Below are 26,079 nucleotides of genomic sequence, written 5' to 3'. Positions count from 1 at the left end.
GCGAGAGCGATCGCATGACCTTTCACTATGGGCTCGATGACTTTCGTCACATCGTCACCGGCGCCGCGCTGATGGCCAGCGGAGGTGGCGGCAGTTACCACGACGCCATGCGGGTACTGGACCAACTCCAGGAAAGTGGCTGGTCCGGCAGTGTGGAGGTCAAGGACTACGACGGCGCCACCGAGGCCTGCGTGCTGGCCATGATGGGCTCACCCGACGCCGCCGAAGACCTCTCTCTCGCGGCGATCCAACGCTCGATGAACAACACCGTCGATGCCTTCCAGGCACTCTGCGGCACGCCACCGGTATGCGTGATTCCTGTCGAAATCGGGCCAATCAACTCGCTCGTGCCGCTGATCGCGGCCCTCGGCGACAACTCGGTCAAGTGGGTCATCAACGGCGATGGCAGCGGGCGGGCGGTGCCGGAACTGCCGCAAACGCTCTACAGCGGGGCAGCGAATCTCTCCGCCAGCCCTTGCATCCTGGCCGATAGTGCCGAGGATGCCGCGGCCACCCGCTCGGTGCGCCTGCAAGCCACCACGGCCGCCGATGTCGAGTCCCTGGCAGGCAGTGTCGTCGCCGCGTTCGGCAGCTACGCCGGCATCATGCTATGGCCTTCCACGGCGGCCAATGACTTCGCACTGGCTAATCACTATCTGCCCGGCACGCTCGAGCAGGTCAGACGGCTGGGTGACTATATGGATAGTGTCGACGGTCCGCGCACCACCGCCGAGGTCGCCGCCGAACTCGAGTCGCTCACCGGTCGAGACACCACGTGCGCCATCACCAACGGCTATATCACCGAGGTCACGCAGTCGACGAACGGCGCCTCTCTCGATGTCGGCATCATTCGCGTCGACGACACCCCCGATCCACGCAACAGCCGCCTCACGCACTATATCTACAACATGAATGAAAACCTGATCCTGTACGCTGCCCAAGATGGCGCCCCCGTGATCATCGCCCCGGACTCCATCTGCTACTACTCGGAACACACCGGCCGCGGCTTTTCCAATGCCTTCGACGACCTAGCGCCTTACCATGATCGGCAAACCGGCAAGAGCACCGGCGTGCCGATCAGCGTCATCGGTATCCGCGCCGCCAAGGCCTTCCGCGAGGCCGCCGGCGTTCGCGACTCCTTCGCCGGTCTGCTGCGACGCATCGGTTACGCTGGCGGGTCAATCAACGGCCCAGAATGAGCGATTTTCCTGTGGACGAACAGGATCTCTACAAGAAACGCCTGCAATTGACGCTCGAGGCCAGCGGTCTCGACCTGTGGGAGAACAACCTCTCCACGGGAGAAGTCGTCTTCGGGCTGACCAAGATCTTCGCCGACCTCGGCTATGGCAAGGACGAGCAGGCCGGCGAGATCAGCGATATCTTCACACTCATGCATGCCGACGACGTGGCGATGGTGGAAAAGGCCATCACCGATCACATCGACGGCCTCACCGAGCGCTACTACAGCGAATTCCGCATCCGCGCCAGGTCCGGCCAGTGGGTGTGGTATGCCAACTACGGCAAGATCATCGACGACGCGGTCTTTGGTAGTCGCTTCATCGGGGTCAGCTTCAGTCTCGCCGACAAGAAGCGCCAGGAGGAGGAGCTACTGGCGCTGAACACCCGCCTCTCAGAACAGAACGCCCAGCTCGAACGCCTCAACGCCGAGCTCCATACCCTGGCCACCCGCGACCCGCTGACCGGCATCTACAACCGCCGCCATCTACTGGAGGTCGGCGAGCGCGAATATCAGCGCTCGCGGCGCTTCGCGCATCCGCTGACGCTGCTGATCGTCGATATCGACTTCTTCAAGCGCATCAACGATACCTGGGGTCATGTCACCGGCGACCTGGTCATCCGCGCCGTCGCCGAGTGCTGCGTGAACGAGGCACGCGAGGCCATCGACACGGTGGGCCGGATCGGCGGTGAGGAATTCGTCGTCTTGCTGCCAGAGACCCCGCTCGCGGCGGGGCTGGCGTGCGCCGAGCGGCTACGTCAGTGCGTCGCCGAGATGCGCGTCACGACCCATGATGGCATTGACGAGGCAGCGGTCACCCTGAGTATCGGTGTCGCCGAGCTCACCGCCAACTGCCGCGACTTTCGCGACCTGGTTGCGCTCACCGATCACGCCCTGTATCGCGCCAAGCGCGGCGGACGCAACCGAACACAAGGTCACGGCGCCTCATCCTCGGCGTCTTAGGCTCTGTACGAAAACTACCTGCGCTCGGCAATACGGCGTTAAAAATCGGCTCAAAATGCTCATTTACACCCCGTAAACTCCGCGTTTTCGCCGATTTTTGCCTTGTCTTGCCTTCGCTCGCTGACTTTTCGTACAAACCCTAGCAGGTCGCGAGCTGACGCCGGGTAGCGCGTAAGCGCGGGCGGCTGCGGTAAGGCTCAGCCTTCGCCATCATCGACCCGTGTCGCCTCGTCCAGACGCAGGATGGTGTGGGCGTTGGTGACGCTGGTGGCCAGGGTGTCGATCACCCCGGTGCGCAACGCGCCGAGGATACCGGCGGCCTTGGTGTTCTCGGCAGCGATGGCGATGACATCGGGAATCCGCGCCAGATCGGTGATGGTCAGGCCGATCACGCGGCCCTGCATCGGCGTCATCGACGGGCGTCCATAGATGTCGATGAAGTCGTAACCCATCATGTCGCCGACGGTACCCGAGAGGCGCGCCTCGGCGGTCTCCTGGGGCGAGAACCAGCCCATGCGCACCATGTTGCTGTTCTCGCTCAAGTCACCGATGCCGATCAGGGCGAAATCGGCACGTCGCGCGCGGTCGAGGGTCTGGCGGATGGTGGGGTTGTCGTACATGGCATCGCGCAGCTCGAGGTTCTGCACCAGCGCCGGGGCGTAGAGGGTTTCGCTGTCGCCGCCGAACTTCATCGCCAGGCGCCGGCAGATATGGTCCGGGTTCATGTACTCGCCGGCGCGCACCGAACCGCCGATGGCGCAGACGAAGGAGCAGTTGCGCTGGCCCTGCTCGAAGGCGTTGTCCGCCACCGCGCCGACGTTGCGCCCCATGCCCACGGCGACGATGGCACCTTCGCTCAAGCTACGCGAGAGATGGTCGGCGACCAGGCTGGCGACATTGCCGCGCTGCACCTCGGGGTCGGCATGGTCGAGGGCGACCAGCGCGCGCTTGATGCCGAAGCGGCGGATCAGCGCCTGCTCGATCTCGGCGCTCACCGCCGGATGCTGGCGCACGCGCACGTCGACGATCCCCTCGCCCTGGGCGCGCTTGAGCAGGCGCCCGGCCTTGACCCGCGAGATGCCCAGGCGATTGGCAATCGCCTCCTGGGTCTCGCCCTCGATGTAATAGAGGGTAGCGATCTCGGTCATCAGCGCGATCTCGGCGGTGTCGTTGCGCTCGCTCATGCGGTCTCGGTCCGGGTGGCAGAAATAGGGAAAAGGGTCGGCTGGCCAGCGTCGCGTCGCGCACCGCCAAAGATCTAGCGCACGCGCGGTGGACGCCGCCACACGATACCACAGCAGCCCCCGGCGCCGGCCTTCCGTGCTCCGGGTGAAGGGCGTAGACTATGGGCGAATGTCGGCGGGTGTGTCTGCCGGCATCGGTTCTCAGGGCGGGGTGGAAGTCCCCACCGGCGGTGATGGCGGCGCGCTGGCGCGCAGCCCAAGCCCGCGAGCGCCGAGCAGCGCCACACTGGCTGCCCGGGTCAGCAGATTCGGTGCGATTCCGAAGCCGACGGTCATAGTCCGGATGAAAGAGAACGGTGTCACTTGTCCATGTCGATTCGGTCCACCGACCGCCCCCGGCCAACCCGCCGAGTGCCGCGGTGCCTGCCGTCTTTCGCGTACGCCAAGCGCGCCGCAGCCCTGATTCTGGTTACCTCGACCATCACAGGAAACGACCATGAATCAGTCCACCTCCCCGCAGCTCTCCGCGCATACCCGCGCTCAGCGCATCGCCTTCATCCGTGCCGACTGGCATGGCGATATCGTCGGCAACTGCCACTCCGCCTTCGTCGAGCGCCTCAGTGAGCGCGGTTTCGATACCGCCCAGTTGGAGACCTTCAGCGTTCCCGGCGTGTTCGAGATTCCGCTGCAAGCCAAACTGCTGGCCAAGAGCGGCCGCTACGCGGCGATCGTCGCCTCGGGCTTCGTCGTCGACGGCGGCATCTATCGCCACGACTTCGTCTCCACCGCGGTCATCGACGCCCTGATGGCGCTGCAGATGGAACAGGAAGTTCCGGTGATCTCCGCGGTGCTGACCCCGCACCACTTCCATGAGCACGAAGCGCATACCAGCTTCTTCCGCGAGCACTTCCTGACCAAGGGCGCAGAGGCCGCCGAGGCGTGCCTGGCAACGCTGGAAAACCTCCATCAGGTGCGCAAGCTCTGCGTCGACTGAGCCCCGCCCGGCGACACGCGCCAGTGTCCCAGGCTCCGGCGCTTTGCCCCCGGGCAAGCCACAAAAAAGCCCACGCCATCGGCGTGGGCTTTGTCGTTCGTGGGCTTTATCGTTCATGACTTTGTCGTCGTACGGCGGGGTAGTCGACCCGCTCACTCGACCAGACTGCTCGCCCCGCGGCGCCGGTTGCGCACGCGCAGATAGATCGCAAAGGCCACCGAGACCGCGATCAGCACCCACAGGAAAGCGGCGATCGGGCTCTTGGTGAAGAAGATCGTCAAGTTGCCATAGGACTCGATGCTCTTGACGAAGTAGACCTCCGCCGACTTGCCGAGAATGAAGCCGATGATCAGCGGCACCACCTCCAGACCGATCTTCTGCGCCACGTAGCCGAACACGCCGAAGATCAGCAGCGTCCAGACGTCGAACATGATCCCGTAGTTGATGGCATAGGCACCGACCACGCACATCATCACGATCAGCGGGTAGAGGATGTACTTGGGCACCTCGATCACCTTGGCGATATGGCGGATGGCGAAGTACATGATGCCGAACATCAGCACGTTGGCCGCCACCAGGGCGATGATCATCAGATACCAGGTGTCCATGTTGTTGCCGATGAACAGCGGGCCGACCTGAATGCCCTGCAGGGTGAAGGCACCGATCAGGATCGCGGTGGTCGAGTCACCCGGAATCCCCAGCGACAAAAGCGGCACCAGTGCACCGCCGGTGAGCGCATTGTTGGACGACTCCGAAGCGACGATGCCCTGGGGCGCGCCCTTGCCCATCTGTGACGAATCGCGGGAGAAGTTCTTCTCCTGGCTGTAAGCAAGCACCGAGGCGGCGCTACCGCCGACCCCGGGGAGCATGCCGACGAAGGTGCCGATCCCGGAAGAGCGGATCAGATTGACCAGTTGCCCTTTGAAGATGGAGAACGAGAAGCGTGCGCCGCCCTTGAGCTTGATCCGACCCTGGCCGGGGGCGTCGGCGAAGCCGTTCTCGGCGTCGAGCAGGATGGTGCTCAGCCCGAAGATACCAATCAGCACCGGCAGCAGCGAGAAGCCGTCGATCAGGTAGTACTGCATGAAGTCGAACATCAGCCGCGGCTCGCCGTTGCCCCCCTCGGTGATCGAATAGGTGCCGATCAGGCTCAGCCAGACACCGAGCACCCCGCTGAAGATACCCATCAGCATGTTCGAGCAGAGCGAGGCGATCACCGTCAGCGCCAGCAGGATGATCAGGAATTTCTCCACGTAGGAGAACTTGATCGCGAAATCCGCCAGCACCGGGGCGAAGAAGAACAGTACCGCGGCACTGAACAGCCCGCCGAAGATCGACGCCACGATCCCGGTCTTGAGCGCCCGCTCGCCCTCCCCGCGCTGGGCCATGGGATAGCCATCGAAGGTGGTGGTGATCGACGACGGTGTACCGGGAATATTGAGCAGTACCGCGGGCACCATGCCCCCCGAGATACCGCCGACATAGAGCCCGAGCAGCAGCGCGATGCCGTTGACCAGGCCGAAGGCGTAGGTCAGCGGTAGACACACCGCCACCGCCATGGTCGCGGTCATGCCGGGAATCGCGCCGAAGATGATGCCAATCAGCGTGCCGGCCGCGATCAGCGTGAAGAACATCGGTGTGAGGTGGGACAGAATGTCCATGGGTCGGATCTCCGGGTCAGGGCAGCGTGATACGGAACAGCTGCGCCAGCACGTACCAGGCGATGGCCGGGGCGATCAGCGCATTGAGCGTGATGATCAGCAGAATCCGGCGGGAGAGGCGCTCGGCATAGAGCAGCGAGAGCGAGAACACGAACAGCACCGACATGATCAGAAAGCTGTAGCCGGTGTTGGGGAAGACGTCGCTCAGCACCCCCATGAGATAGAAATAGAGCGTCACCAGCACCAGGGTGCCGAAGAAGCGCTTGCGGTCGAAGTTGCCCTCGCGCCCGCCCACCACGCGCCCGGCGTGCCGCAGCGCCGGCACGATGCGGCGATAGCGGGTCACCAGGATCATCGCCAGCAGGATACCCAGCAGCGTGGTCACGATACGCGGAAAGAAGAGATGGGATTGGCTGAAGTCGATGGTGACATCGAACAGCGATAGCCAGTGGCTGTCCATGGGAAGTGGCTCCTGGGCCGGGTCGTGCGCCGGCGACATCCAGCGTGAGATCGACAAGAGATCCAAGGCGCCGGCCGAGCCCGGCCGGCGCCGCAGAGCGAGCCTAACCCTTCAGGTCGTCGATGATGGTGCGATACTCCTCGCTCTTCTTCTCGAGGTAGGTCGCCGCCTGCGCAGACGGCTTGAAGTCGGGAATGAAGAAAGAGCGCTTCTGCTGCTTCTGGATCTCGCCCTGGTCATAGATGTCGGCCAGCGCGATATCGATGCACTTGACCGCGGCCGGGTCCATGTCCTTGTTGTAGAGGAAGAAGAACTCCTTATCGAAGGTGAAGTCCTGGCCGTCGCCCATCGGCACCTTGACGTTGGGCGTCACGTACTGGAGTAGCTGCTCGCGGGAGGTATCGCCCATGCCTGCGGCTTCGGTCTGGGCAACGGTGTCGTGGCGGGCGGTGATCCAGACGAAGCGCATCGCCTTCTGATCGTCCGCCGGCAGCTGGGTGTACTGCTCGTTGGCCTGCACCGATCCGTTGATCACGTCGGCGGCACCGTCGAACAGCAGCTGGTTCTTGTCCGCCTGGGACCCGGTATTGACCGCGACGATGTTACCCTCCTTGCCCGGATACTTCAGGCGCACCGCATTCTTGAGCGCCGAGAAGCCGATTTCGGAGACGCCGCCGGGCTGAATCGCCACCCGGATCTGCTTGCCGTTACCGGCCGCGGCCATGATGTCGTCGAGGGTCTGGTAGGGCGAATCCTTGGGCACCAGGTAGGCGTTGCCCGGGTTGATGGCGATGGTCGGCCCGATGATGTACTTGTCGAAGATGTCGCGGTAGCCGTTGACCCCGTAGAGATTCCCCAGATAGGCGCCATCGTGGAAGATCATGATGGTATTGCCGTGGCGGCTGCGCTCGAGCGCCTGAAAGGCCGGCATCACGCCGACGGCATCGACCTTGGCGTTGATGTCGAGCTTCTTGGCCAATTGGTCGACCACGATGCTCGAGTTCTGATAGGTGTCACCCCCGGTCGAGGTCGAGCCGATCACCACACGCAGATTGCCCGGTAGCGGGCAGTCGTCGGCGGCTTGGGCCGAGGTCGTCAGGCCGATGGCGGCGCTGGCCAGCAGCGCCAGGCAGGCTTTGCTCCAGATCGGTGTCATGCTGCGTCTCCCCTTTCCCCGGCCGACTCTCGCGGCGAAGCACCAGGCTGGGCGTCTCGCCAGCGGCGGGATATGAAAATGATAGCGTTATCATTCAACGCGACAACCAAGGTAAAAGAGAGCGCCTTTGTCATACAATTGAACTTAGGTCGGCAGACCAAAGTCGATAAAGCCGCGCAGATGTCCCGCGCCAGAACGCAAAAAGCCCGACCTGTCGGCCGGGCTCATGCATCTGACGGCGCCGTGAAGGCGCCGTGTCGGCTCAGGCGATGCTGACATCCTTGGACAAATAGACGTCCTGGATGGCGTTGAGCAGCTCGATGCCCTCCTTGAGCGGCTTCTGGAACGCCTTGCGCCCGGAGATCAGGCCCATGCCGCCGGCACGCTTGTTGATGACCGCGGTGCGCACCGCTTCGCCCAGGTCGGACTGGCCCTTGGAGCCGCCGCCGGAGTTGATCAGCCCGGCACGCCCCATGAAGGCGTTGGCGACCTGGAAGCGCGCCAGGTCGATCGGATGATCGCTGGTCAGCTCGCTGTAGACCTTCTCATGGGTATGGCCAAAGCCGATCGCCTTGTAGCCGCCGTTGTTCTCGGGCAGCTTCTGCTTGACGATATCGGCCTTGATCGTCGCTGCCAGGTGCACCGCCTGGCTGGTGAGGTCGGAAGCGACGTGGTAGTCGACCCCATCCTTCTTGAATTCCGGGTTGCGCAGGTAGGACCACAGCACGGTGACCATGCCCAGCTCGTGGGCGCGCTCGAACGCTTCGCTGATCTCCTGGATCTGACGGCGGCAGTCCGGCGAGCCGAAGTAGACGGTCGCGCCGACCGCGATGCAGCCCATGTCATGGGCCTGCTCGACCTGGGCGAACAGGGTCTGGTCGTACATCGCCGGCAGGGTCAGGCTCTCGTTGTGGTTGAGCTTGAGCATCAGCGGGATCTTGTGCGCGTAGCGCCGCGCCACCGAGGAGAGCACGCCCAGGGTCGAACAGGCGCAGTTGCAGCCGCCCTGCAGCGCCAGCTCGAGGATGTTCTTGGGATCGAAGTAGGCCGGGTTGGGCGCGAATGAGGCGCCGGCGGAGTGCTCGATACCCTGGTCGACCGGGAGGATGCTGACGTAGCCGGTGCCGCCGAGACGGCCATGGTTGAACAGCGTCTGCAGGTTGCGCATCACGTGCGGGCTGCGGTCGCTGTCGGCGAAGACACGGTCGACGAAGTCCGGGCCGGGCAGGTACAGGTCCTCTTTCTTGAACCCGCTACAGGTGTAGCTCAGCAGGCTTTCGGCCTCGTCGCCCAGCAGCTTGGCAATATCGGTCATGATGCGTTTCCTCTGTCCTCAGATGGTACGTCGGTGAGTCTCGACGGGTACGGCTTCCCTGCCGCTGCCCCGGGGCAACGGCTCGCAAGACGATGCTGGCGACGCCGGGCTGCCGGGCCCCTCGCCCCGCCGGGTGCGTCCACCGCGCGGTCGAACGGGCCCCAGAATAAGCGACAACGCCGCTCAGTTCACGCCTTGCGCGCGAGTCTGTCGTGCCTTACTCACGAGTTGTCCCGGCTGTCGCCATTCGCTGACGCCCAGAAGGGGTTCGGCGGCCACGGCCACACAGCGTGTCACGAGTCGCACAGCGGCGCGGGCTGAAAATCGTCATGGGAAAGTGGGATCACGACGCGATCTGCTACGCTAGCGGCTTTTCCGCCTTCTCGGAGATCTGCCATGTCCGTGCTGCGGGGCTTTCTGTGGCTGCTCGTGTTTCTGCTGCTGGGCCAGGCCATCGTGCTGTGGCTACCCATCGCCCTGCCCGCAGGGGTGATCGGCATGCTGCTGCTGACGCTGTGGTTCTGCCAGCGCGGCGGCATGAACGCCGATGTGGTCGCCGTCAGCCAGCCGCTGATCGCCATGCTCGCGCTGCTGATCATGCCCGGGGTGGTCGAGATCTTCTTCGTCGCCGGGCGCTTCGCCGATCAGGCCGGGGCCATTCTCACCGCGCTGCTGCTGGGCACCCTGGCCAGCGTCGCCTCCAGCCTGTGGCTGATGCGCCGCTGCCTGCCACCGGAGACCCCGCATGAGTGAGCTGGGCGCGACCCTGGCGGCCGTGCCGCAGACGTGGTTCGCCACCCCGATCGGCGCCATCGGGCTGACCCTGGCCGCCTACTTCCTCGGCGTGCGTCTGTTCAAGCTGATGCGCCACCCCAGCTGGTGCCCGCCGGTGATCATCGCCGCGCTGCTGATCGCTGCGGTGATCGCGCTGCTGCCGATCGGCATCGATGATTACAACCGCGGGGCCGCCTGGCTGATGCTGCTGCTCGGGCCGGCCACGGTGGCGCTGGCGGTGCCGCTCTACCAGCAACTGGGGCAGATCCGCGCGCTGTGGAAGCCGATCGTGCTGACGCTGCCGCTTTCGGCCACCCTGGCCGCCTGCTACGCGGTGCTGATCGCCTGGCTGCTCGGCGCCCCGCCCGAGGTGCTCGCCTCACTGGCGCCGAAGTCGGTGACCTCACCGATCGCGCTGAGCCTGACTCAGGAACTGGGTGGCTCCACGGCGCTGCTGATGGGCGCGCTGATGACTACCGGGATCACCGCGATCTTCGGCGTCGAGTGGCTGAGCCGCTGGATGCGCATCCGTGACCCGCGCCTGATCGGCCTCGCCCTGGGCATCAACGGCCACGCCCTGGGCACCGTGCGCGCGTTCGAGATCAGCCACCAGGCCGGCGCCTTTGCCTCGCTGGGCATGAGCCTGACCGGCGCCTTCACCGCCATCGTGCTGCCGTTGGTATGGCATCTGTGGGCGTGAGCCGGTGCCGGCGCTGACATAGCGGCTAGTTGAAGATGACAGACGCCGTCGAGATGACGGACGGCACTGAGGTGAGAGACTACGCCGAGGTGAGAGACTACGCTGGAGTGACACCCATGGCATGGAGGCCAGACGATGACGCTCTCGAGCGATAGCGGGCAGGGGCGCCCGACCCTCGTGCTGATGCACTTCTTCGGCAGCTCTCACCGCGAGTGGCGCGAGGTGATCGGCCACCTCGACCCGGCTTCGCGCGTCGCCACCCTGGATATGCCGGGCTTCGGCGACGCCCGCGACCGCCCCGGTTACGACGTCGCCGCCATGACCCGCCACGTGATCACCGAAGTGGAGGCCGCGGGGCTCGACGAGGTGGTGCTGGTCGGCCACTCCTTCTCCGGGCGCATCGCGATGACCGTCGCCGCCGAGCGCCCGGCCTGGCTGCGCGCACTGGTGCTGATCGCGCCGTCGCCGCCTGGCCCGCAGACGATCAGTGCCGAGGAGCACCGCTTCCAGCTCGATTTCGACTTCAGCGAGGCCCAGGCACGGGCGTTCATCGACGGCGCCAGCGCGGTGGCGCTCGACCCGGCGACCTACCAGCGCGCGGTGGAGGATGCGATCAACGCCACCCCGGCGGCGTGGCGCGCCTGGCCCGAGCACACCTACGCCGAGGACTGGCGCGAGCGCGTCGGGGTGCTCGACCTGCCCGCCTGGGTGCTGGTGGGTGATCGCGACCCCTCGCTGCCGCCGGCGGTGCAGCGCGAGTCGGTGATGCCGCACCTGAGCGCCGGCGAACTCAAAATCTTCCCCGGCTATGGCCACCTGCTGCCGATGGAGATGCCCGCCGCCCTGGCCGCGCGTCTCGATGCCATCGCTGCCGGTTGCCGCTGAGGCCGGGAGCAGGGCTCGGCCCCTGCGGCGGCGCAGTGAATGCGCTAACATGCCTGCCTTCGTGAATCTCTCGAACGGGCCCCGGCATGACGTATCGCATCGCCATCAACGGCTACGGGCGGATCGGCCAGAGCGTGCTGCGCGCCCTGGTGGAACGCCCCGAGCTGCCGTTCCAGGTGGTCGCCATCAACGAGCTCTCCGAGCTGGAAACGCTGGCCTATCTGACCCGCTACGACACCACCCACGGCCGCTTTCCCGGGCGCGTCGAAACGCATGGCGACGAACTGGTGGTCAACGGCCAGGCGATCGCCATCCGCCGCGCCGCTGACCCCGAAGCGCTGGATTGGGGCGCCCTGGGGGTGGATCTGGTGCTCGAGTGCTCCGGCAGCTTCAAGGATCGCGCCACCGCCGAACGCCACCTGCAGGCCGGTGCCGCGCGGCTGCTGTTCTCCCAGCCCGCCGAGGCGGACGTCGACGCCACCGTGGTCTTCGGCGTCAACCAGTCGATGCTGACGGCGGATATGCGCGTGGTCTCCGCCGCCTCCTGTACCACCAACTGCCTGGTGCCGATCCTGCACGTGCTCGACCGCCACTTCGGGGTCGAGCACGGCGTCACCACCACCATCCACTCGGCGATGAACGACCAGCCGGTGATCGACGCCTACCACAATAGCGACCTGCGCCTGACGCGCTCGGCGATGCAGTCGATCGTACCGGTGGACTCCGGCCTCGCCCGCGGCATCGGGCGTTTGATGCCGCACCTGGCGGAGCGCTTCGAGTGCCTGCACGTGCGCGTGCCGACGATCAACGTCTCGGCCATGGACATGGCGATCTCGCTCGCCCGCGAGACCGACGCCGCGGCGGTCAACGCCTGCCTGCGCGACGCCAGCCTCGGCTGCTATCAGGGCCTGCTCGGCTACACTGACGAGCCCATGGCCTCGGTCGACTTCAACCACGACCCGCGCTCGGGTATCGTGGACGCCACCCAGACCCGCGTCGCCGGGGGCCGCCTGCTCAAGGCGCTATGCTGGTTCGACAACGAGTGGGGCTTCGCCAATCGCATGCTCGACGTTGCCCACCACTGGCTCGAGTGCCCATCCGCCGCTACCGCCTCTCCCCGCTAGGTTCTGTACGAAAAGTCGACGAGCGAAGGCAAGACAAGGCAAAAAGTGGCGAAAGAGCGGAGTTTATGGGCATAAATGAGCATCTTGAGCCAATTTCTAACGCGGTATTGCCGAGCGTAGGCAGTTTTCGTCCAAAACCTAAGGAAGGAACGCATGAACGTGCATAAGATGACTGAGCTGGATCTCTCGGGTAAGCGCGTCCTGATCCGCGAGGATCTCAACGTGCCGGTCAAGGACGGCAAGGTCACCAGCGACGCCCGCATCCGCGCCAGCCTGCCGACCATCCGTGCCGCTCTCGACGCCGGCGCCCGCGTGCTGCTGATGAGCCACCTGGGTCGCCCCACCGAAGGCGAGCCGGCCGACGAGTTCAGCCTCGCTCCGGTCGCCCGGCATCTCGGCGAGCTGCTGGGTCAGCCGGTGCGCCTGGAGAAGGACTATCTCGACGGCGAGGTCGAGATCGGCGACGGCGAAGTGGTCATGCTGGAGAACGTGCGCTACAACCCGGGCGAGAAAAAGGACGACGAGGCGTTGTCCAAGGCCTACGCCGCGCTCTGCGACGTCTACGTGATGGATGCCTTCGGCACCGCCCACCGCGCCCAGGCCTCGACCCACGGCGTCGCCCGTTTCGCCCCCCAGGCCTGCGCCGGCCCGCTGCTGGCGAGCGAGCTGGAAGCGCTGGAGCAGGCCCTCAGCGCGCCCAAGCGGCCGATGGCGGCGATCGTCGGCGGCTCCAAGGTCTCGACCAAGCTCGAAGTGCTCTACGCCCTGGCCGAGAAGTGCGACCAGCTGATCGTGGGTGGTGGCATTGCCAACACCTTCATCGCCGCGGCCGGCCACAACGTCGGCAAGTCGCTCTACGAAGCCGACCTGATCGACAAGGCCAAGGCGCTGATGGCCAAGGTCGAGATTCCGCTGCCGAGCGACGTGGTGGTGGCCACCGAGTTCTCCGAATCCGCCACCGCGACGGTCAAGCCGGTGGATCAGGTCGGTGACGACGAGATGATCCTGGATATCGGCCCGGAGACTGCCGAGCGTCTGGCGGCGCTGCTCGGCAACGCCGGCACCATCCTCTGGAACGGCCCGGTGGGGGTGTTCGAGATCGACCAGTTCGGCAAGGGCACCGAGACCCTCTCCCACGCCATCGCCGAAAGCCCGGCGTTCTCGATTGCCGGCGGCGGTGACACTCTGGCCGCCATCGACAAGTACGGCATCGCCGAGCGTGTCTCCTACATCTCCACCGGCGGCGGCGCCTTTCTCGAGTACGTCGAGGGCAAGACCCTGCCTGCCGTCGCCGCACTCGAAGCCGCCGCGCGCTGAGCGCGAATGGCTAGCCCGGAAACGTTCGCGCCGAACCCTGCGGCCGCCAGACGCACGCGTCTGGCGGCCGCAGGCATTCTATTCGCCGGCGCGCTGTGGGGGCTCTACTGGATTCCCATCCGCCGCCTCGAGGCGCTGGCTCTGGGCGGCGTCTGGGGCTCACTGATCGTCGCCCTCGTCACCTGCTGCCTGCTCGCGCCCTGGGCGCTGGCCGGGCGCGCCCGGCTGCGCCGCTGTCATCCGCTGGGGATACTCGCGGTGCTGCTCGGCGGAGCGGCGTTCATGTGCTACTCGGTGGGTCTGGTCCAGGGCCAGGTCGCGGTGGTCATACTGCTGTTCTATCTCACCCCGGTGTGGAGCTCGCTGATCGAGCGGCTGTGGTGGCGCTGGCCGCTCACCGGCCGGCGACTGGCCGTGATCGCGCTGGGGCTGGGTGGCCTGACGCTGGTGCTGGGCGCGGCCGGCTCGCCGCTGCCGCGCACCCTGGGCGACTGGCTGGGGCTGGTCTCCGGCGTGCTGTGGGCGATCGCCTCCAGCGGCATGCGCGCGCGCAGCACTCTCGGCCCGGGCGAAGGCAGCTTCGTGTTCGCCCTGGGCGCCGTGCTCGGTGCGCTGGCACTGACACCGCTGCTCGGCCCCTGGCCCGGGCTGCCACCGATGCCGGCGCTGGGTCAGGCCGTGGCCTGGATCGCCGTCTCCGCCACCCTGTGGTGGGCCATATCGCTGGCGATCGTGGTATGGGCGGCCAGCGTGCTGGCACCGGCGCGGCTGGGGATTCTGATGATGAGCGAAGTGCTGGTGGGCGTGCTCTCGGCGGCGCTGTTCGCCGGCGAGCCGCTCAGCGCGCTTCAGCTCGGCGGCGCGCTGCTGGTGATCGCCGCCGCGGTGCTGGAGGTGGCGCCGCTGCCCGGCCGTCGTCCCGCGAGCAGAATCCGGTAACGGCACCCCACTCTCGGACGTGAAGGACGCCCACAAAAAAGCCGGCTACATTAAGCCGGCTTTTTGCTGTTCGTGGCGGAGAGGGAGGGATTTGAACCCTCGATACCCGCGAAGGTATGCCGCATTTCGAGTGCGGTGCATTCGACCACTCTGCCACCTCTCCTGACGCAAAGGCCAACAACGTCCCAACAGCACGCAGAGGGTGCCACCAGACGTTCCCGGCGTTTCGCGGTGACGAAGCATAACAGAAAACACCCGCACCGTGTGAAGCCCCTGCGGCATTTTTCGGGGCAAAAACCGCCACCTGCGTGACCTACCCCCACTCAGGGGGCGACCTCCGCATCACCCTGCCCGCTCTCGCTCAGCGCACGCTGGACCATGCCCTCGTGCTTCATCCGCGCCAGGAACGCCTCGACGTAGTCGGCGACCTCGGCCTGGGCGCGGGGCAGCGCCATGCACTGCTCGATCGCGGTGAAGCGCCCCGGCAGCACCCGATAGCCGCCATGGGCCTCGGCGTAGCGGGTCAGCGGCTGGCGCACCCCGGCGGCAGCGTCGAGCCCCTGCTCGACGAACAGCTCGATCGCCGCGGCCGAAGTGGGCGCGCGCACCAGCTCGGCGTGCTGGAGGGTGCGCGAGAGATAGAGGTCGTAGGCCGCGCCCTCGCCTACCGCGATGCGCACCCCGTCACGGTCGAGCGCCTCGACCTCGGCGAACGGCGCCGCCTCGGGCACCAGGTAGGTGCCTTCGATCAGCACATAGGGCGAGGTGAAGTGGATCGTCTCGGCACGCTTGGGGTCACGGGCCAGAAACGCCAGCCGCCAGTCGGCGTGTTCGAGATCGGCGACCACTGCCCCGGCGGCGTCATAGGTGACGAACCCCACCGCCACATCCAGCTCCGCCGCCAGCGCCCGGGCCAGCGCCGCGGAGACGCCGCCCGGCTCGCCATCCTCACGGCGCTGGGCCAGCACCGGATTGCCGTAGTTGATCGCCACCTTGAGCCGCCCTTCCGGCGCCAGCATGGCCCGCACCCGACACTTCGATGTCTGCATGATCACTCCCGGTGGCCGAGGCTCGGCGCGCTGTGGAAGATGGGCAGACAATAGCCCCCTCGCGGCATCAAGTCATCTTCGACATGAGTTCCACGAAAAAGCCCCGCCGAAGCGGGGCCAGAGGATCAGCGCAGTGGCGGCGCGCCGGCAAGTGCACCTCAAGCGGACCGGGCGGGCATGAACTTGGCCTTGAGCCTGCCCGCGAACAGCGGGATGAACGCCACCGCAGCAGCGGCGATCCATAGCCCGATCGAGAGCCCGGACTGCCACAGGATGGCGAGGTCGCCACCGCTGATCGACAGCGCCCGGCGCAGGTTCTCCTCCATCAGCCCGCCGAGCACGAAGCCCAGCACCACCGGCGCCAGCGAGAAGCCGAACTTGCGCAGCAGATAGCCGAACACGCCGATGGCCAGCATCAGATAGATCGCCATCAGATCGGAGTGCAGCTGATAGACGCCGACGAAGGCGAGAATCGCCACGCTGGGCACCAGCAGCCAGCGCGGTACCTGCAGCACGCGGGCGAAGACCCCGGCCAGCGGCAGGTTGAGCAGCAGCAGCATGACGTTGCCGATATAGAGCGACGCGATCAGCCCGCCCACCACCATCGGCTGTTCGCGGAACATCATCGGCCCCGGGTTGATGTTGTAGAGCATCAGCGCGCCGAGCAGGATCGCGGTGGTACCGGAACCGGGGATGCCGAGGGTCAGCATGGGCACGAAGGAGCCCGCGGCGGAGGCGTTGTTGGCCGCTTCCGGCGCCGCCAGGCCACGCATGTTGCCGGTGCCGAAGCTGTTGTCGTGGTCACTGATGCGCTTCTCGGTGGTGTAGGCCACGGCGCTGGCGACGGAGGCGCCGGTGCCCGGCAGCACGCCGATGACGAAGCCGATCACGCTGGAGCGCAGGATCGCCCACTTGCAGTAGAGCACCTCACTCATCTTGACCATGACACGGCCGATCGGCGCCATCTCGCCATCCTGGTCGTGACGGAAGGCGTGTTCGAGCATCAGCAGGATCTCGCTGACCGCGAACAGCCCGATGATCATGACCACGAAATCGATGCCGTCGTAGAGCTCGGGCATGTCGAAGGTGAAGCGCAGCACGCCGGTGCCGGAGTCGACCCCGACGGTGGAGATCAGCACGCCGAGCACAGCGCCGATCAGCGTCTTGAGCGGGTCCTTACCCATCATCGCCGACATCGAGGCGAAGGCGAAGATCATCAGTGCGAAGAACTCGGCGGGGCCGAACTTGACCGCGACGATCGCCAGCAGCGGCGCGAACAGGGTCAGCCCCAGGATCGCCACCGTGGCGCCGATGAACGAGCTCACCGCGGAGAGCCCCAGCGCCGGGCCAGCGAGGCCCTTCTTGGCCAGCGGGTGCCCATCCAGCGTGGTCATCACCGCGCCGGCGTCACCGGGCACGTTGAGCAGGATGCTCGACATGCGCCCGCCGTATTCGGAGCCGGTGTAGATACCCGCGAGCAGAATCAGCGACGACTCCGCCGGCAGGCCGAGGGTATAGGCCAGCGGCATCAGAATGGCGATGCCGTTGATCGGGCCGATGCCCGGCAGCGCGCCGAACAGCGTGCCCAGCAGCGCGCCGAGGAAGGCGAGCCCGAGATTGAGCGGCGTCAGCGCGACGCCGAAGCCCTGGATCAGGAAATCGAACATCAGTTGGCTCCCAGCAGCGGTTCGATCCAGCTACCGGTGGGTAGCGAGATGCCCAACGCGTAGGTGAACAGCAGATAGCTGCCGAGGGCGAGTAGCACTCCGCCGACCAGGGCCTTGAGCGGCGAGGCGCCGAACAGCCAGGCAATCGCCACGCTGATCAACGCGGTGATCAGCAGGTAGCCGGCCTCGATGAACAGCGCGGCGTACACCACCAGCAGCCCCATCACCACCAGCAGGCGCAGCAGCAGCGCACCGCTGGGCCATTCGCCGCTGGGCCCCGGGCGCACGAACAACACCACCGCGAGCAGCGCCAGCAGCCCCGCCAGCAGCAGCGGGAAGGCTTTCGGCCCCACCGGGTCGTAGCTGAACGGCACCTCGAGATGCCAGGCCTGGACGGCGATGAACGCCGCCAGACCGAGCAACAGCAAACTCAGGATTCGGTCGGCGGCGTATCTCATCGGGTCAGACCCACTTCCTTGGCCAGGTCCGAGAAGCTGGCGACCTGCTGCTTGACGTACTGGTCGAAGTCATCGCCGAACTTGCTCATCGGGAACAGCCCGCGACCTTCACGCAGCTTGGCGAAGCTCTCGGTCTGGCTCAGCTCGCGCAGACGCTCGACCCACGCCTGATAGGCTTCGTCGCTGACCTTCGGGCCCATGTAGTAGCCGCGCCAGATCGGCCACTCGACGTCGTAGCCCTGCTCCTTGGCGGTGGGGATATCGGCATAGGGGCCGGCCTGGCGCTCTTCGGCGAGTGCCGCGAGGATGCGCACTTCACCGCTGTCGAGCTGCGGCTTGAGTTCGGCCAGATCGCCGGTGAACACCTGGATGTGCTCGCCCAGCAGCGCCGCCAGCGCCTCGCCGCCGCCCTCGAAGGAGACGTAGCGCAGCTTGCGCGGATCGATGTTGGCGGATTTCGCCATCAGCGCCGCCTTCATCCAGTCCTGGCTGCCGACCGTACCGCCGGCGCCGATCACCACGCTGGAGGGGTTCTTCTTCAGCGCCTGCATCAGCTCGTCGAGGTTCTGCCACGGGGCGTCGTTACGCACCACCACCGCGCCGTAGTCGACCCCCAGCGCGCCCAGCCAGCGCACATCGTCGACCGACTGCTTGGCACCGAACTTCTTCAGCGCCAGATTGAGCGCAGCACCGGTACTCGCGGCGACGATCAGGTTGGGGTCGTCGTTGCGCACGCCGGTGACGTGGTTATAGGCGACCGCGCCGATACCGCCCGGCATGTAGGTGACCAGCATCGGCTCGTCGATCAGCTTGGCTTCCTGCAGGCCGTTGGCGGCCAGGCGGCAGGTGAGATCGTAGCCACCGCCGGGCTTGGCCGGGGCGATACACTCGGGGGGCTTGGCCTGGGCCTGAACGGCACCGGCCAGCAGCGCGCCACCGGCCACGGCGGCGGCCAGCCAACGACGAAGGGAGGATGATTTCGGCATGCTCAGCGTCTCCTGGATTGTTATGCTCGCTATCCGCTCGGACTCTGATCGGGATCGGCCCGCAAGCGAGGGTTCATACAGCACCTGGGCGATGCTAGGCCGCCAACCTTTCATCAACCTGTCATCTAGACCTTTGGTCTAATTAAGACATTAGTCTTATACGGACTGATCGCACCGCCGAGTCGGCGCGCTCCGAGTGCGAACGGTCGATCTCATGCGGTCGGTCTCATCCTGGCCATTTCACCCTGACGACACACTGGCGCGGAGAGCCGTCATGCACCTGCTGGTCATCGAAGACGATCCTCTGCTGTCGCGCTCGCTGGGCGAGGCGATGGCTCGTGCCGGCTATCGCATCGACGCGCTGAGCCGGGTCGAAGATGCCTGGCAGGCGCTGCGCCAGCGCCGTTTCGATCTGATCCTGCTCGATCTTGGGCTGCCCGACGCCAGCGGGCTCGAGCTGCTGGCACGCCTGCGCGACGCCGGCGACGCCACCCCGGTGATGATCCTCACCGCGCGTGACGGGCTCGAGGATCGCGTGCGCGGGCTCGACCTGGGCGCCGACGACTACCTGGCCAAGCCGTTCTCGATCAGCGAGCTGGAGGCGCGCGTGCGCGCCCTGCTGCGACGCAGCCAGCAGCGTCTCGACGACCGCCTGCACTTCGCCGGGCTGACCCTGGACACCCACGCCGCCAGCGTGTGGCTGGCGGGCGAGCCGCTGGATCTGCCGCGGCGCGAGTTCCGCCTGCTCGAAGCGCTGATGCTCAACGCCGGGCGCATCGTGCCCCGGGAGACGCTGGAGGATCGCCTGTTCGGCTTCGAAGCGGTGGGCGCCAACGCCCTCGAGGTCTACGTCAGCCGGCTGCGCAAGCGGCTCCAGGACGCCCCGCTGGCGATCCGCACCCTGCGCGGGCTGGGCTATCGCCTGGAGGAGCGCCGCGAGTGAACGCCCGCCCGGTGTCGCTCAAGCGCCGTCTGGCGCTGTGGCTGACCGCGATCGTCGCCGGGCTCGGCACGCTGCTGCTGATCGAGGCCTACACCAGCGCCCACAAGGCCGCCGACCGTGCCCTCGACGGCCAGCTCGCGGCCGCCAGCCTGACCATGGCCGAATCGCTGCAGTGGCCCGACGGCCAGCCCACCCTGGAGATGCCCGCCTCGGCGCTGCAGATTCTCGCCACCCAGTGGCAGGAGCGGGTGTTCTACTGGTTCCAGGCCGATAACGGCCGCCTCATCACGCGCAACGCCGAACTGCCGATCAGCGCCGCCATGCGCGACGCCGCCAGCCACCACCCGGTGTTCTACGACGCCGACCTGGACGGCGTACCGATCCGCCTCCATGGCCGTGAGATCGACTCCGCCGGCTGGGACACCCAGGAGCCGGTACAGCTGTGGGTCGGCCACACCCGGCGCGGGCGCGACCTGCTCGCCGGCGAGCTGTTCGAGAAGAGCGCCTCGCGATTCGCCGCCATGGTGCTGATCACCGCGGCGCTGCTGATGATTGCCGTGCGCGCCCTGCTGGCACCGCTGGAGCGCCTGCGCCGGGCGCTGCGTGACCGCCACCCGGACGACGTCGAGCCGCTCACCCTGGAGGTGCCGCGGGAGATGCGCGAGTGGGTGGATACCCTGAACCGCCTGCTCGCCGATCAGCGCGACCGCCGCGCCACCCTGCTGCGCTTTATCGCCGACGCCTCGCATCAGTTGAAGACTCCGCTGGCGGGGCTGCAGAGCACCTCGGAGCTGGCCCTGGCCAGCCCCGATCCGGAAGCCTGGCGGCGCGCCCTGAACGAGGTCCACGACAGCGCCAGCCGCACCAGCCGGCTGGCCGGCCAGATGCTCAGCCTGACCCGGCTGCGTCATCTGGGCCCCGACCAGGAGCGCCAGCCGCTGGCGCTGGACGCACTGCTGCGCGCGATGGTGATGGAGTGGGCCGACCGCCAGGAGAGCCGCGACCACGATCTCGGCCTGGCGCTCGAGTGCGCGCTGCCCGCCTGGGTCGCCGGCGAACCCTGGGCGCTGCACGAGCTGCTCAACAATCTGATCGACAACGCCTGCCGCTATACTCCGCACGGCAGCCAGATCACGGTGGCGCTGCGCGACCTGAGCCCGGACCGGCTGGAGCTGTCGATCGAGGATGACGGCCCCGGGGTGGAGGCGGCGGCGCGCGAGCGCCTGACGCGCCCCTTCGAGCGTGGCCAGCGTCAGGATACCGAGGGCTCGGGGCTGGGTCTGGCGATCGTCGACTCCATCGCCCGGCGTCACGGCAGCCCGCTGGAGCTGAGTGCGGTGAACCCGCATGGTCTGCGCCTGTCGCTGACGCTGGTGCGCCTGGCCCCGCCCGAAGCGGATTCCGATAGGCACACCCCAGATTCTGGAGAACGCGCATGAGCCGCCGATATCGCAAGCTCGCGGTCACACTTGTGCGAGTCTGTCTCTGCCTGGGAATGGGATTCGGGATGGGCCTGGGAGCCTCCACCGCCGTGGCCGAGCCGCTGATCGTCGAAGCCGCCCTGGATCGCCCGGTGTTCCAGCCGGTGCTCGACGCCTTCAGCGCCGAGTATCCGCAGATCACGCTGGACTACCGCGATAGCTCTTCGCTCAGGGTCGACCGCCGCGCACGCGACACCGAGGACCCGCCGGACGTGGTGATCAGCTCGGCGATGCCGTGGCAGCTGGCGCTGAGCAACGAAGGCCGGGCGCAGGCGCTCGACAGCGTCGAGGCGCAGCAATGGCCGGCCTGGGCCAAATGGCGCAATGAAGTGTTCGGCTTCACCTTCGAACCGGTGGTAATGGCCTACCGCCTGGAGCTCGCCTCGCATATGCCGCCGCCGACCACCCATCGCGACCTGCTCGATCTACTGACCGACTATCGCGACTGGCTGCGCGGGCGTGTGGTCACCTACTCGCCCCGCGACAGCGGCGTCGGCTACACCCTGCTGCAGCAGGATGCCCGCTACACGCCGCGCATCTGGGATCTGGTCGCGGCGATGGGCGCCGCCGACGTCGACCTGGCCCAGGATACCCAGGCGATGCTCGAGGGCCTGAGCGACGGCCGCTACTGGCTCGGCTACAACCTGCTCGGTTCCTACGCCATGGTCTGGGCGCAGAGCCACCCCGACATCATCGTGCAGGTGCCCAACGACTACTCGCTGGTGCTGATGCGCATGGCCTTCGTCCACCGCGACGCACCGCACCCGCAAGCCGCGCGGCGCTTCGTCGACTTCCTGCTCAGCCGGCGCGGCCAGCGTATCCTGGCCGGCAGCACGCCGCTGTTCAGCGTGCGCGACGACGTCATCGGCCCCTACACCGCCCAGCGCCTGCGCGACCAGGTCGGCGACCACCTCTATCCGATTCCGATCAACGCCACCCTGCTCGCCTTCGTCGATCCGCTGCGGCGCCAGGCCTTTCTGCGCCGCTGGGACCGCGAGCTAAATATTCTCAGCGAGTGAGCCGCGCCCTAGGCACTGTCTGAAAAGTCGATAAGCTCAGGCGCGCGGCGGCGCGTCATCGTCGATCCGACACTGGCCGCTGTCACAGGGCGCGCAGCGCTGGCGCCCGGTCAGCCAGCCGGAAAGCAGGTAGCGGCGCGGTGCGAACCAGCGATAGACGCGATCCGCCAGCGGCTTGACCAGCGGCCAGCGCAGCGGCGCGGTGAGCCAGCCACGCCCCACCAGCGACCAGGCGCGATGGGTGACATCGAGCCCGCGCAGGCGCTCCCCACGGTAGTACCCGAGCAGGATCGCGCTCGCGTCCGCCGGGTCGACGTCGGGCCAGCGCTGGCTGAAATCGGCGGCGTGGATATCCTCGAAGCGAATGCGCCGGTGGCGGTCCAGCCGCCGCAGATGGGTGATCTCGTGGACACATAGGGGGCAGGCGCCATCATAGAACAGCGTCAGCTCGGCCATGGGGCTCTCCTTGTCGAAACGTTCTCGCTGCCGATCAGCGTAGCGGAAGCCGCACGGCCTGACTCGCCTCCCACCGTCGCGACCCTCCACCAAGGTCGCATGCGTTCGCCCGACGCGAAGTCTCGCTTTGCCGAACGTCAATAGCCAGGGCGCGAGCGCGCTGGCTATAGTCCACGGTCGACTTAGTCCACGGTCGAATTCGTCGTGCGCCGACGCACGCGCCATCGGGGGAACACATGAAAAAACGAATTACCGAACCGGTCAAAAAGCCCGCCGTCTGGATCGGCTTCGGCGTGCTTTTCACCCTGGTCACGCCCTGGTACTTCCCGGCCGGGTCCTGGTCGCCGCTGTTCTGGGGCATTCCCTACTGGGCCCTGATCATCATCGCGGTGTCGCTGGCGCTGTCGCTGTTCATCACCTGGGTCGTGCTCTATCAGTGGGATACCGGGGCCGACGAGACGGAGGATGAGCGATGAGCATGGACCTCGCGTTCGGCGGCTGGTCGGGGATTCTGGTCCTGGGACTCTACGGCGGCCTGATGCTGGCGGTAGGGCTCTTCGCCTTTCTGCGCCACCGCGGCGTGCGCGAGAGTCTCGACGAGTACTATCTGGGCGGGCGCGGCCTCGGCGCCATGGTGCTGTTCTTCACCTTCTTCGCCACCCAGTACAGCGGCAACACCGTGGTCGGCTATCCGCCGACGGCCTACCGCCTGGGCTATCAGTACCTGGTGTCGGTGCCATTCTTCATCATGATCATCATGGTGTATCTGTTCTTCGCCCCCCGGCTCTACTCGCTGGGCCGGCGCTTCAGTCTGCTCACGCCGGTGGACTGGATCGACCTGCGCTTCCGTTCCAAACGGGTCAGCGTGCTCGCCGCCATCCTCATGCTCTACGGTCTCGGCAACTATCTGCTGGAGCAGTTCGTGGCCATCGGCCAGGGGGTGTCGGGGCTCACCGGCGGCACCATTCCGTATCAGATCGGGGTGATCTTCTTCATCGTGATCATGGTCGCCTATAGCTGGCTCGGCGGCATGCGCTCGGTGGCCTATACCGACACCATCCAGGGGCTGGCACTGCTGTTCGGGGTGTTCACGCTGCTGATCGGCTCGCTGATCTACATCGGCGGGCTGCCCAGCGCCGCCGAGACCATGGCCGCCAACGCGCCCCAGAAGCTGGGGGCACCCACGGGCAAGGCGTTGACCACCTGGTTCTGTCTTCTGGTGCTGGTGGGGATCGGCGCGGCGATCTACCCGCACGCCTTCCAGCGCATCTTCTCCGCGCGCAGCGAGCGCACCCTCAAGCGCTCGTTCATCCGCATGGCCTACATGCCGTTTCTGACCGCGGGCGTGGTGTTCATGGTCGGGATCATCGGTATCAGCGCCTTCCCCGATCTCACCACGGCGCAGTCGGAGCAGCTGGTGGGCATGCTCGCCAACGCCCTGGCCAACCAGAACACCTTCTTCTACTGGGCCATGGTGCTGCTGTTCGGCGGGGTGATCGCGGCGATCGTCTCCACCGCGGACTCGGTGCTGTTGACCTTCTCCTCGATCGTCTCCCACGACCTCTACGGCCGCTATATCGCCCCCGGCGCCAGCGAGTACCGCAAGATCCTGGTGGGCAAGCTGGTGGGGGTCGCCGCGGTGGTGGTGCTGGTGCTGATCGCCTGGTACCCGCCGGGCACGCTCTATCAGATCTTCGTGCTCAAGTTCGAAGTGCTGATCCAGACCGCGCCGGCGCTGATTCTGGGCCTCTACTGGCGGCGCCTGAACGCCCAGGCGGTATTCGTGGGCATGCTCGCCGGCACCGTGCTGGCCGCCGCCTTCACCTTCGCCGGCTACCGCCCGCTGGGCGTGTTCAGCGGCCTCTGGGGGCTGTTGCTCAACCTGGTACTTTGCGTCGGCGGTTCGCTGCTGGTTGGCGCTTCCCCGGCCCAGCGCGAGCGCGCCGAGGAGATCATCGCCTTCCCACCGCGGACTTCAGCAGTCCGCACGGGCTGAGCGCCAGGCGCGCTCCCTTCCGAGCGCCGCAACCGCTGCACACGCCTTCGCCAGTGGCGAAGGCGTGTGCATTTCTGCGCTATCTCATTCCAGCGAATCATAAGGCAGGCCGACGTAGTTCTCGGCGATCGTGGTCAGACCGGCCCGGGAGTCGAGGCTGTAGTCGAACTCGGCCTGGCGCAGGCGCTCGTCGAAGTCGAGCGTCTGGCCGAAGTCGTGCAGATGGCGCGTCATCCACCAGGAGAAGCGTTCGGCCTTCCACACCCGGCGCAGGCAGGTGGGCGAGTAGCGTGGGATCAGATCGGTGCGCCCTTGGTGATAGATGGCGGCGAATAGTCGATGCAACACACCCACGTCGCCGGCGGCCAGATTGAGCCCCTTGGCACCGGTAGGCGGGACGATGTGCGCGGCATCGCCTGCCAGGAACAGCCGCCCGTGCTGCATCGGCTCGGCGACGAAGCTGTGCAGTGGTGCGATGCTCTTCTCCAGCGACGGCCCGGTGACCAGATTCGCGGCCACCTCCCGCGGTATCCGGCGCGACAGCTCGTCCCAGAAGCGGTCGTCCGACCACGCCTCGACCCGCTCGCCGGCGGGCACCTGCAGGTAGTAGCGGCTGCGCTCGGCGGAGCGCATGCTGCACAGCGCAAAGCCGCGTTCGTGACGCGAATAGATCAGTTCGTGATGCACCGGCGGGGTATCGGCGAGCAGCCCCAGCCAGCCGAACGGATAGTCGCGCTCGAAGGTGGTGAGCGTGGTCGTGGGGATGGATTGACGCGAAACGCCGTGGAAACCGTCACAGCCGGCGATATAGTCGCAGTCGAGGCGCATCGACTCGCCGTTGTAGCGGCATTCGAGATAGGGCGACTCGCTCTCGATGGCGTGCAGCGATACCTCTTCGGCTTGGTAGAGCGTGGTCAGTCCGGCCTCGCGTCGGGCGGCCATCAGATCGCGGGTGACCTCGGTCTGGCCGTAGACGGTGACCCGCTTGCCGCCGGTCAGCGCGGCCAGATCGATGCGCACCCGACGCTCGCCCAGGCCCATCTCGAAACCGTCGTGGGGAATGCCCTCGGCGTCCACCCGCGCGCCGACCCCGGCCTTGTGCAGTAGATCGACCATCCCCTGTTCGAGCACCCCGGCGCGGATGCGCCCCAGGACGTAATCCGCCGAGCGGCGCTCGACGATGACGTTGTCGATGCCGTGGCGATGCAGCAGCTGCCCCAGCAGCAGGCCGGCTGGGCCAGCGCCGACGATCGCGACTTGCGTGCGCATGATGCCTCTCCTCCAATGGCGGGCCAGGACCCGAAATGGCACTTTT

At 66.7% G+C, this 26,079-nt stretch carries 25 protein-coding genes, 1 tRNA gene and 1 riboswitch; of the genes, 14 read left to right on the top strand and 12 right to left on the bottom strand.

Translation table 11 applies throughout. The features are described 5' to 3' along the window. Positions 1-14 precede the first annotated feature (14 nt). The gene (locus tag QO259_RS02015; RefSeq protein WP_285951613.1) at positions 15-1,199 is read left to right on the top strand and encodes an S-methyl thiohydantoin desulfurase domain-containing protein; all 1,185 of its coding nucleotides are present in this window, start codon (positions 15-17) and stop codon (positions 1,197-1,199) included. Continuing rightward, entirely contained in the window at positions 1,196-2,200 is a 1,005-nt protein-coding gene (locus QO259_RS02010; protein ID WP_285951612.1) for a GGDEF domain-containing protein, read from the top strand. Before QO259_RS02015 ends, QO259_RS02010 begins: the two co-directional genes overlap by 4 nt. Positions 2,201-2,397: 197 nt before the next feature. On the opposite strand, the gene QO259_RS02005 is transcribed toward QO259_RS02010, so the two are convergent. Next, positions 2,398-3,384, bottom strand: a complete 987-nt coding sequence (locus QO259_RS02005; RefSeq protein ID WP_110691085.1) for a sugar-binding transcriptional regulator — start codon at positions 3,382-3,384, stop codon at positions 2,398-2,400. A gap of 193 nt (positions 3,385-3,577) precedes the next feature. Beyond that, positions 3,578-3,743, top strand: a riboswitch (FMN riboswitch). A 137-nt stretch (positions 3,744-3,880) separates the two neighbouring features. Here QO259_RS02005 and QO259_RS02000 point away from each other — a divergent pair. Then, positions 3,881-4,378 carry a 6,7-dimethyl-8-ribityllumazine synthase gene (locus QO259_RS02000; RefSeq protein ID WP_207034142.1) on the top strand — a complete coding sequence of 166 codons (498 nt, stop codon included), beginning with the start codon at positions 3,881-3,883 and terminating at the stop codon, positions 4,376-4,378. A gap of 152 nt (positions 4,379-4,530) precedes the next feature. On the opposite strand, the gene QO259_RS01995 is transcribed toward QO259_RS02000, so the two are convergent. The 4 genes from QO259_RS01995 to QO259_RS01980 form a co-directional block, all read right to left on the bottom strand. Next, positions 4,531-6,039: a tripartite tricarboxylate transporter permease gene (locus tag QO259_RS01995; RefSeq protein ID WP_035472201.1), complete on the bottom strand. Its 1,509-nt coding sequence runs from the start codon at positions 6,037-6,039 to the stop codon at positions 4,531-4,533. A gap of 16 nt (positions 6,040-6,055) precedes the next feature. Then, a complete protein-coding gene (locus QO259_RS01990; RefSeq protein WP_285951611.1) occupies positions 6,056-6,499 on the bottom strand; it encodes a tripartite tricarboxylate transporter TctB family protein in 444 nt (147 codons plus the stop codon). A 103-nt stretch (positions 6,500-6,602) separates the two neighbouring features. Further along, positions 6,603-7,655 carry a type 2 periplasmic-binding domain-containing protein gene (locus QO259_RS01985; protein WP_285951610.1) on the bottom strand — a complete coding sequence of 351 codons (1,053 nt, stop codon included), beginning with the start codon at positions 7,653-7,655 and terminating at the stop codon, positions 6,603-6,605. A 262-nt stretch (positions 7,656-7,917) separates the two neighbouring features. Next, positions 7,918-8,970 (bottom strand): class I fructose-bisphosphate aldolase, encoded by a 1,053-nt coding sequence (locus QO259_RS01980; protein ID WP_285951609.1) that lies wholly within the window; start codon positions 8,968-8,970, stop codon positions 7,918-7,920. 396 nt (positions 8,971-9,366) lie between these two features. On the opposite strand from QO259_RS01980, the gene QO259_RS01975 reads away from it, so the two are divergent. The 6 genes from QO259_RS01975 (at position 9,367) to QO259_RS01950 (ending at position 14,709) form a co-directional block, all read left to right on the top strand. Then, entirely contained in the window at positions 9,367-9,723 is a 357-nt protein-coding gene (locus tag QO259_RS01975) for a CidA/LrgA family protein (RefSeq protein ID WP_285951608.1), read from the top strand. Continuing rightward, positions 9,716-10,444 carry an LrgB family protein gene (locus QO259_RS01970; RefSeq protein ID WP_035472187.1) on the top strand — a complete coding sequence of 243 codons (729 nt, stop codon included), beginning with the start codon at positions 9,716-9,718 and terminating at the stop codon, positions 10,442-10,444. Before QO259_RS01975 ends, QO259_RS01970 begins: the two co-directional genes overlap by 8 nt. Before the next feature lie 135 nt (positions 10,445-10,579). Then, positions 10,580-11,329, top strand: a complete 750-nt coding sequence (locus QO259_RS01965) for an alpha/beta fold hydrolase (RefSeq protein WP_285951607.1) — start codon at positions 10,580-10,582, stop codon at positions 11,327-11,329. An 86-nt stretch (positions 11,330-11,415) separates the two neighbouring features. Further along, the gene (locus QO259_RS01960) at positions 11,416-12,453 is read left to right on the top strand and encodes a type I glyceraldehyde-3-phosphate dehydrogenase (protein ID WP_285951606.1); all 1,038 of its coding nucleotides are present in this window, start codon (positions 11,416-11,418) and stop codon (positions 12,451-12,453) included. Between the two features lie 153 nt (positions 12,454-12,606). Further along, the gene (locus QO259_RS01955; protein ID WP_285951605.1) at positions 12,607-13,770 is read left to right on the top strand and encodes a phosphoglycerate kinase; all 1,164 of its coding nucleotides are present in this window, start codon (positions 12,607-12,609) and stop codon (positions 13,768-13,770) included. A 6-nt stretch (positions 13,771-13,776) separates the two neighbouring features. Further along, the gene (locus QO259_RS01950; RefSeq protein WP_285951604.1) at positions 13,777-14,709 is read left to right on the top strand and encodes a DMT family transporter; all 933 of its coding nucleotides are present in this window, start codon (positions 13,777-13,779) and stop codon (positions 14,707-14,709) included. A 73-nt stretch (positions 14,710-14,782) separates the two neighbouring features. On the opposite strand, the gene QO259_RS01945 is transcribed toward QO259_RS01950, so the two are convergent. The 5 genes from QO259_RS01945 to QO259_RS01925 form a co-directional block, all read right to left on the bottom strand. Then, positions 14,783-14,872, bottom strand: a tRNA-Ser gene (locus QO259_RS01945). A 160-nt stretch (positions 14,873-15,032) separates the two neighbouring features. After that, positions 15,033-15,758, bottom strand: a complete 726-nt coding sequence (locus QO259_RS01940; protein ID WP_285951603.1) for a transporter substrate-binding domain-containing protein — start codon at positions 15,756-15,758, stop codon at positions 15,033-15,035. A 158-nt stretch (positions 15,759-15,916) separates the two neighbouring features. After that, a complete protein-coding gene (locus QO259_RS01935; protein ID WP_285951602.1) occupies positions 15,917-17,425 on the bottom strand; it encodes a tripartite tricarboxylate transporter permease in 1,509 nt (502 codons plus the stop codon). Next, on the bottom strand, positions 17,425-17,883 hold the full coding sequence (locus tag QO259_RS01930) for a tripartite tricarboxylate transporter TctB family protein (RefSeq protein WP_285951601.1): 459 nt from the start codon (positions 17,881-17,883) through the stop codon (positions 17,425-17,427). The genes QO259_RS01935 and QO259_RS01930 overlap by 1 nt, the downstream gene beginning before the upstream one ends. Continuing rightward, entirely contained in the window at positions 17,880-18,869 is a 990-nt protein-coding gene (locus QO259_RS01925; RefSeq protein WP_207034175.1) for a Bug family tripartite tricarboxylate transporter substrate binding protein, read from the bottom strand. The genes QO259_RS01930 and QO259_RS01925 overlap by 4 nt, the downstream gene beginning before the upstream one ends. Before the next feature lie 274 nt (positions 18,870-19,143). Here QO259_RS01925 and QO259_RS01920 point away from each other — a divergent pair, with 274 nt between their 5' ends. From QO259_RS01920 to QO259_RS01910, 3 genes are all read left to right on the top strand, one after another. Beyond that, entirely contained in the window at positions 19,144-19,812 is a 669-nt protein-coding gene (locus QO259_RS01920) for a response regulator (protein ID WP_285951600.1), read from the top strand. Further along, on the top strand, positions 19,809-21,251 hold the full coding sequence (locus QO259_RS01915) for a sensor histidine kinase (protein ID WP_285951599.1): 1,443 nt from the start codon (positions 19,809-19,811) through the stop codon (positions 21,249-21,251). The genes QO259_RS01920 and QO259_RS01915 overlap by 4 nt, the downstream gene beginning before the upstream one ends. A gap of 68 nt (positions 21,252-21,319) precedes the next feature. After that, on the top strand, positions 21,320-22,312 hold the full coding sequence (locus tag QO259_RS01910; RefSeq protein WP_285951598.1) for an ABC transporter substrate-binding protein: 993 nt from the start codon (positions 21,320-21,322) through the stop codon (positions 22,310-22,312). 36 nt (positions 22,313-22,348) lie between these two features. Here QO259_RS01910 and QO259_RS01905 read toward each other — a convergent pair whose 3' ends face one another. After that, positions 22,349-22,768 carry a thiol-disulfide oxidoreductase DCC family protein gene (locus QO259_RS01905; protein WP_207034184.1) on the bottom strand — a complete coding sequence of 140 codons (420 nt, stop codon included), beginning with the start codon at positions 22,766-22,768 and terminating at the stop codon, positions 22,349-22,351. A gap of 236 nt (positions 22,769-23,004) precedes the next feature. Here QO259_RS01905 and QO259_RS01900 point away from each other — a divergent pair, with 236 nt between their 5' ends. Both QO259_RS01900 and QO259_RS01895 read left to right on the top strand, forming a co-directional pair. Beyond that, entirely contained in the window at positions 23,005-23,244 is a 240-nt protein-coding gene (locus QO259_RS01900) for a hypothetical protein (RefSeq protein WP_035472128.1), read from the top strand. Then, positions 23,241-24,764: a sodium:solute symporter family protein gene (locus tag QO259_RS01895; protein WP_285951597.1), complete on the top strand. Its 1,524-nt coding sequence runs from the start codon at positions 23,241-23,243 to the stop codon at positions 24,762-24,764. Before QO259_RS01900 ends, QO259_RS01895 begins: the two co-directional genes overlap by 4 nt. Positions 24,765-24,848: 84 nt before the next feature. On the opposite strand, the gene pobA is transcribed toward QO259_RS01895, so the two are convergent. Then, the gene (gene pobA, locus QO259_RS01890; protein ID WP_285951596.1) at positions 24,849-26,033 is read right to left on the bottom strand and encodes a 4-hydroxybenzoate 3-monooxygenase; all 1,185 of its coding nucleotides are present in this window, start codon (positions 26,031-26,033) and stop codon (positions 24,849-24,851) included. Between the last annotated feature and the right edge of the window lie 46 nt (positions 26,034-26,079).

Origin of the sequence: Salinicola sp. JS01, from assembly GCF_030284585.1 — a bacterium.
GTDB lineage: Bacteria > Pseudomonadota > Gammaproteobacteria > Pseudomonadales > Halomonadaceae > Salinicola.
This window is presented reverse-complemented; position numbering and strand designations above follow the sequence as displayed.

Bases quoted from the DNA above. Each gene is read 5' to 3' on its own strand.
- QO259_RS01980 (WP_285951609.1), bottom strand. From the start codon at position 8,970: ATGACCGATATTGCCAAGCTGCTGGGCGACGAGGCCGAAAGCCTGCTG.
- QO259_RS01950 (WP_285951604.1), top strand. From the start codon at position 13,777: ATGGCTAGCCCGGAAACGTTCGCGCCGAACCCTGCGGCCGCCAGACGC.
- QO259_RS01965 (WP_285951607.1), top strand. From the start codon at position 10,580: ATGACGCTCTCGAGCGATAGCGGGCAGGGGCGCCCGACCCTCGTGCTG.
- QO259_RS01910 (WP_285951598.1), top strand. From the start codon at position 21,320: ATGGGCCTGGGAGCCTCCACCGCCGTGGCCGAGCCGCTGATCGTCGAA.
- QO259_RS01985 (WP_285951610.1), bottom strand. From the start codon at position 7,655: ATGACACCGATCTGGAGCAAAGCCTGCCTGGCGCTGCTGGCCAGCGCC.
- QO259_RS02005 (WP_110691085.1), bottom strand. From the start codon at position 3,384: ATGAGCGAGCGCAACGACACCGCCGAGATCGCGCTGATGACCGAGATC.
- QO259_RS01925 (WP_207034175.1), bottom strand. From the start codon at position 18,869: ATGCCGAAATCATCCTCCCTTCGTCGTTGGCTGGCCGCCGCCGTGGCC.
- QO259_RS01960 (WP_285951606.1), top strand. From the start codon at position 11,416: ATGACGTATCGCATCGCCATCAACGGCTACGGGCGGATCGGCCAGAGC.
- QO259_RS01990 (WP_285951611.1), bottom strand. From the start codon at position 6,499: ATGGACAGCCACTGGCTATCGCTGTTCGATGTCACCATCGACTTCAGC.
- QO259_RS02015 (WP_285951613.1), top strand. From the start codon at position 15: ATGACCTTTCACTATGGGCTCGATGACTTTCGTCACATCGTCACCGGC.
- QO259_RS02000 (WP_207034142.1), top strand. From the start codon at position 3,881: ATGAATCAGTCCACCTCCCCGCAGCTCTCCGCGCATACCCGCGCTCAG.
- QO259_RS01975 (WP_285951608.1), top strand. From the start codon at position 9,367: ATGTCCGTGCTGCGGGGCTTTCTGTGGCTGCTCGTGTTTCTGCTGCTG.
- QO259_RS01935 (WP_285951602.1), bottom strand. From the start codon at position 17,425: ATGTTCGATTTCCTGATCCAGGGCTTCGGCGTCGCGCTGACGCCGCTC.
- QO259_RS01920 (WP_285951600.1), top strand. From the start codon at position 19,144: ATGCACCTGCTGGTCATCGAAGACGATCCTCTGCTGTCGCGCTCGCTG.
- QO259_RS01900 (WP_035472128.1), top strand. From the start codon at position 23,005: ATGAAAAAACGAATTACCGAACCGGTCAAAAAGCCCGCCGTCTGGATC.
- pobA (WP_285951596.1), bottom strand. From the start codon at position 26,033: ATGCGCACGCAAGTCGCGATCGTCGGCGCTGGCCCAGCCGGCCTGCTG.
- QO259_RS01970 (WP_035472187.1), top strand. From the start codon at position 9,716: ATGAGTGAGCTGGGCGCGACCCTGGCGGCCGTGCCGCAGACGTGGTTC.
- QO259_RS01895 (WP_285951597.1), top strand. From the start codon at position 23,241: ATGAGCATGGACCTCGCGTTCGGCGGCTGGTCGGGGATTCTGGTCCTG.
- QO259_RS02010 (WP_285951612.1), top strand. From the start codon at position 1,196: ATGAGCGATTTTCCTGTGGACGAACAGGATCTCTACAAGAAACGCCTG.
- QO259_RS01940 (WP_285951603.1), bottom strand. From the start codon at position 15,758: ATGCAGACATCGAAGTGTCGGGTGCGGGCCATGCTGGCGCCGGAAGGG.
- QO259_RS01905 (WP_207034184.1), bottom strand. From the start codon at position 22,768: ATGGCCGAGCTGACGCTGTTCTATGATGGCGCCTGCCCCCTATGTGTC.
- QO259_RS01930 (WP_285951601.1), bottom strand. From the start codon at position 17,883: ATGAGATACGCCGCCGACCGAATCCTGAGTTTGCTGTTGCTCGGTCTG.
- QO259_RS01995 (WP_035472201.1), bottom strand. From the start codon at position 6,039: ATGGACATTCTGTCCCACCTCACACCGATGTTCTTCACGCTGATCGCG.
- QO259_RS01955 (WP_285951605.1), top strand. From the start codon at position 12,607: ATGAACGTGCATAAGATGACTGAGCTGGATCTCTCGGGTAAGCGCGTC.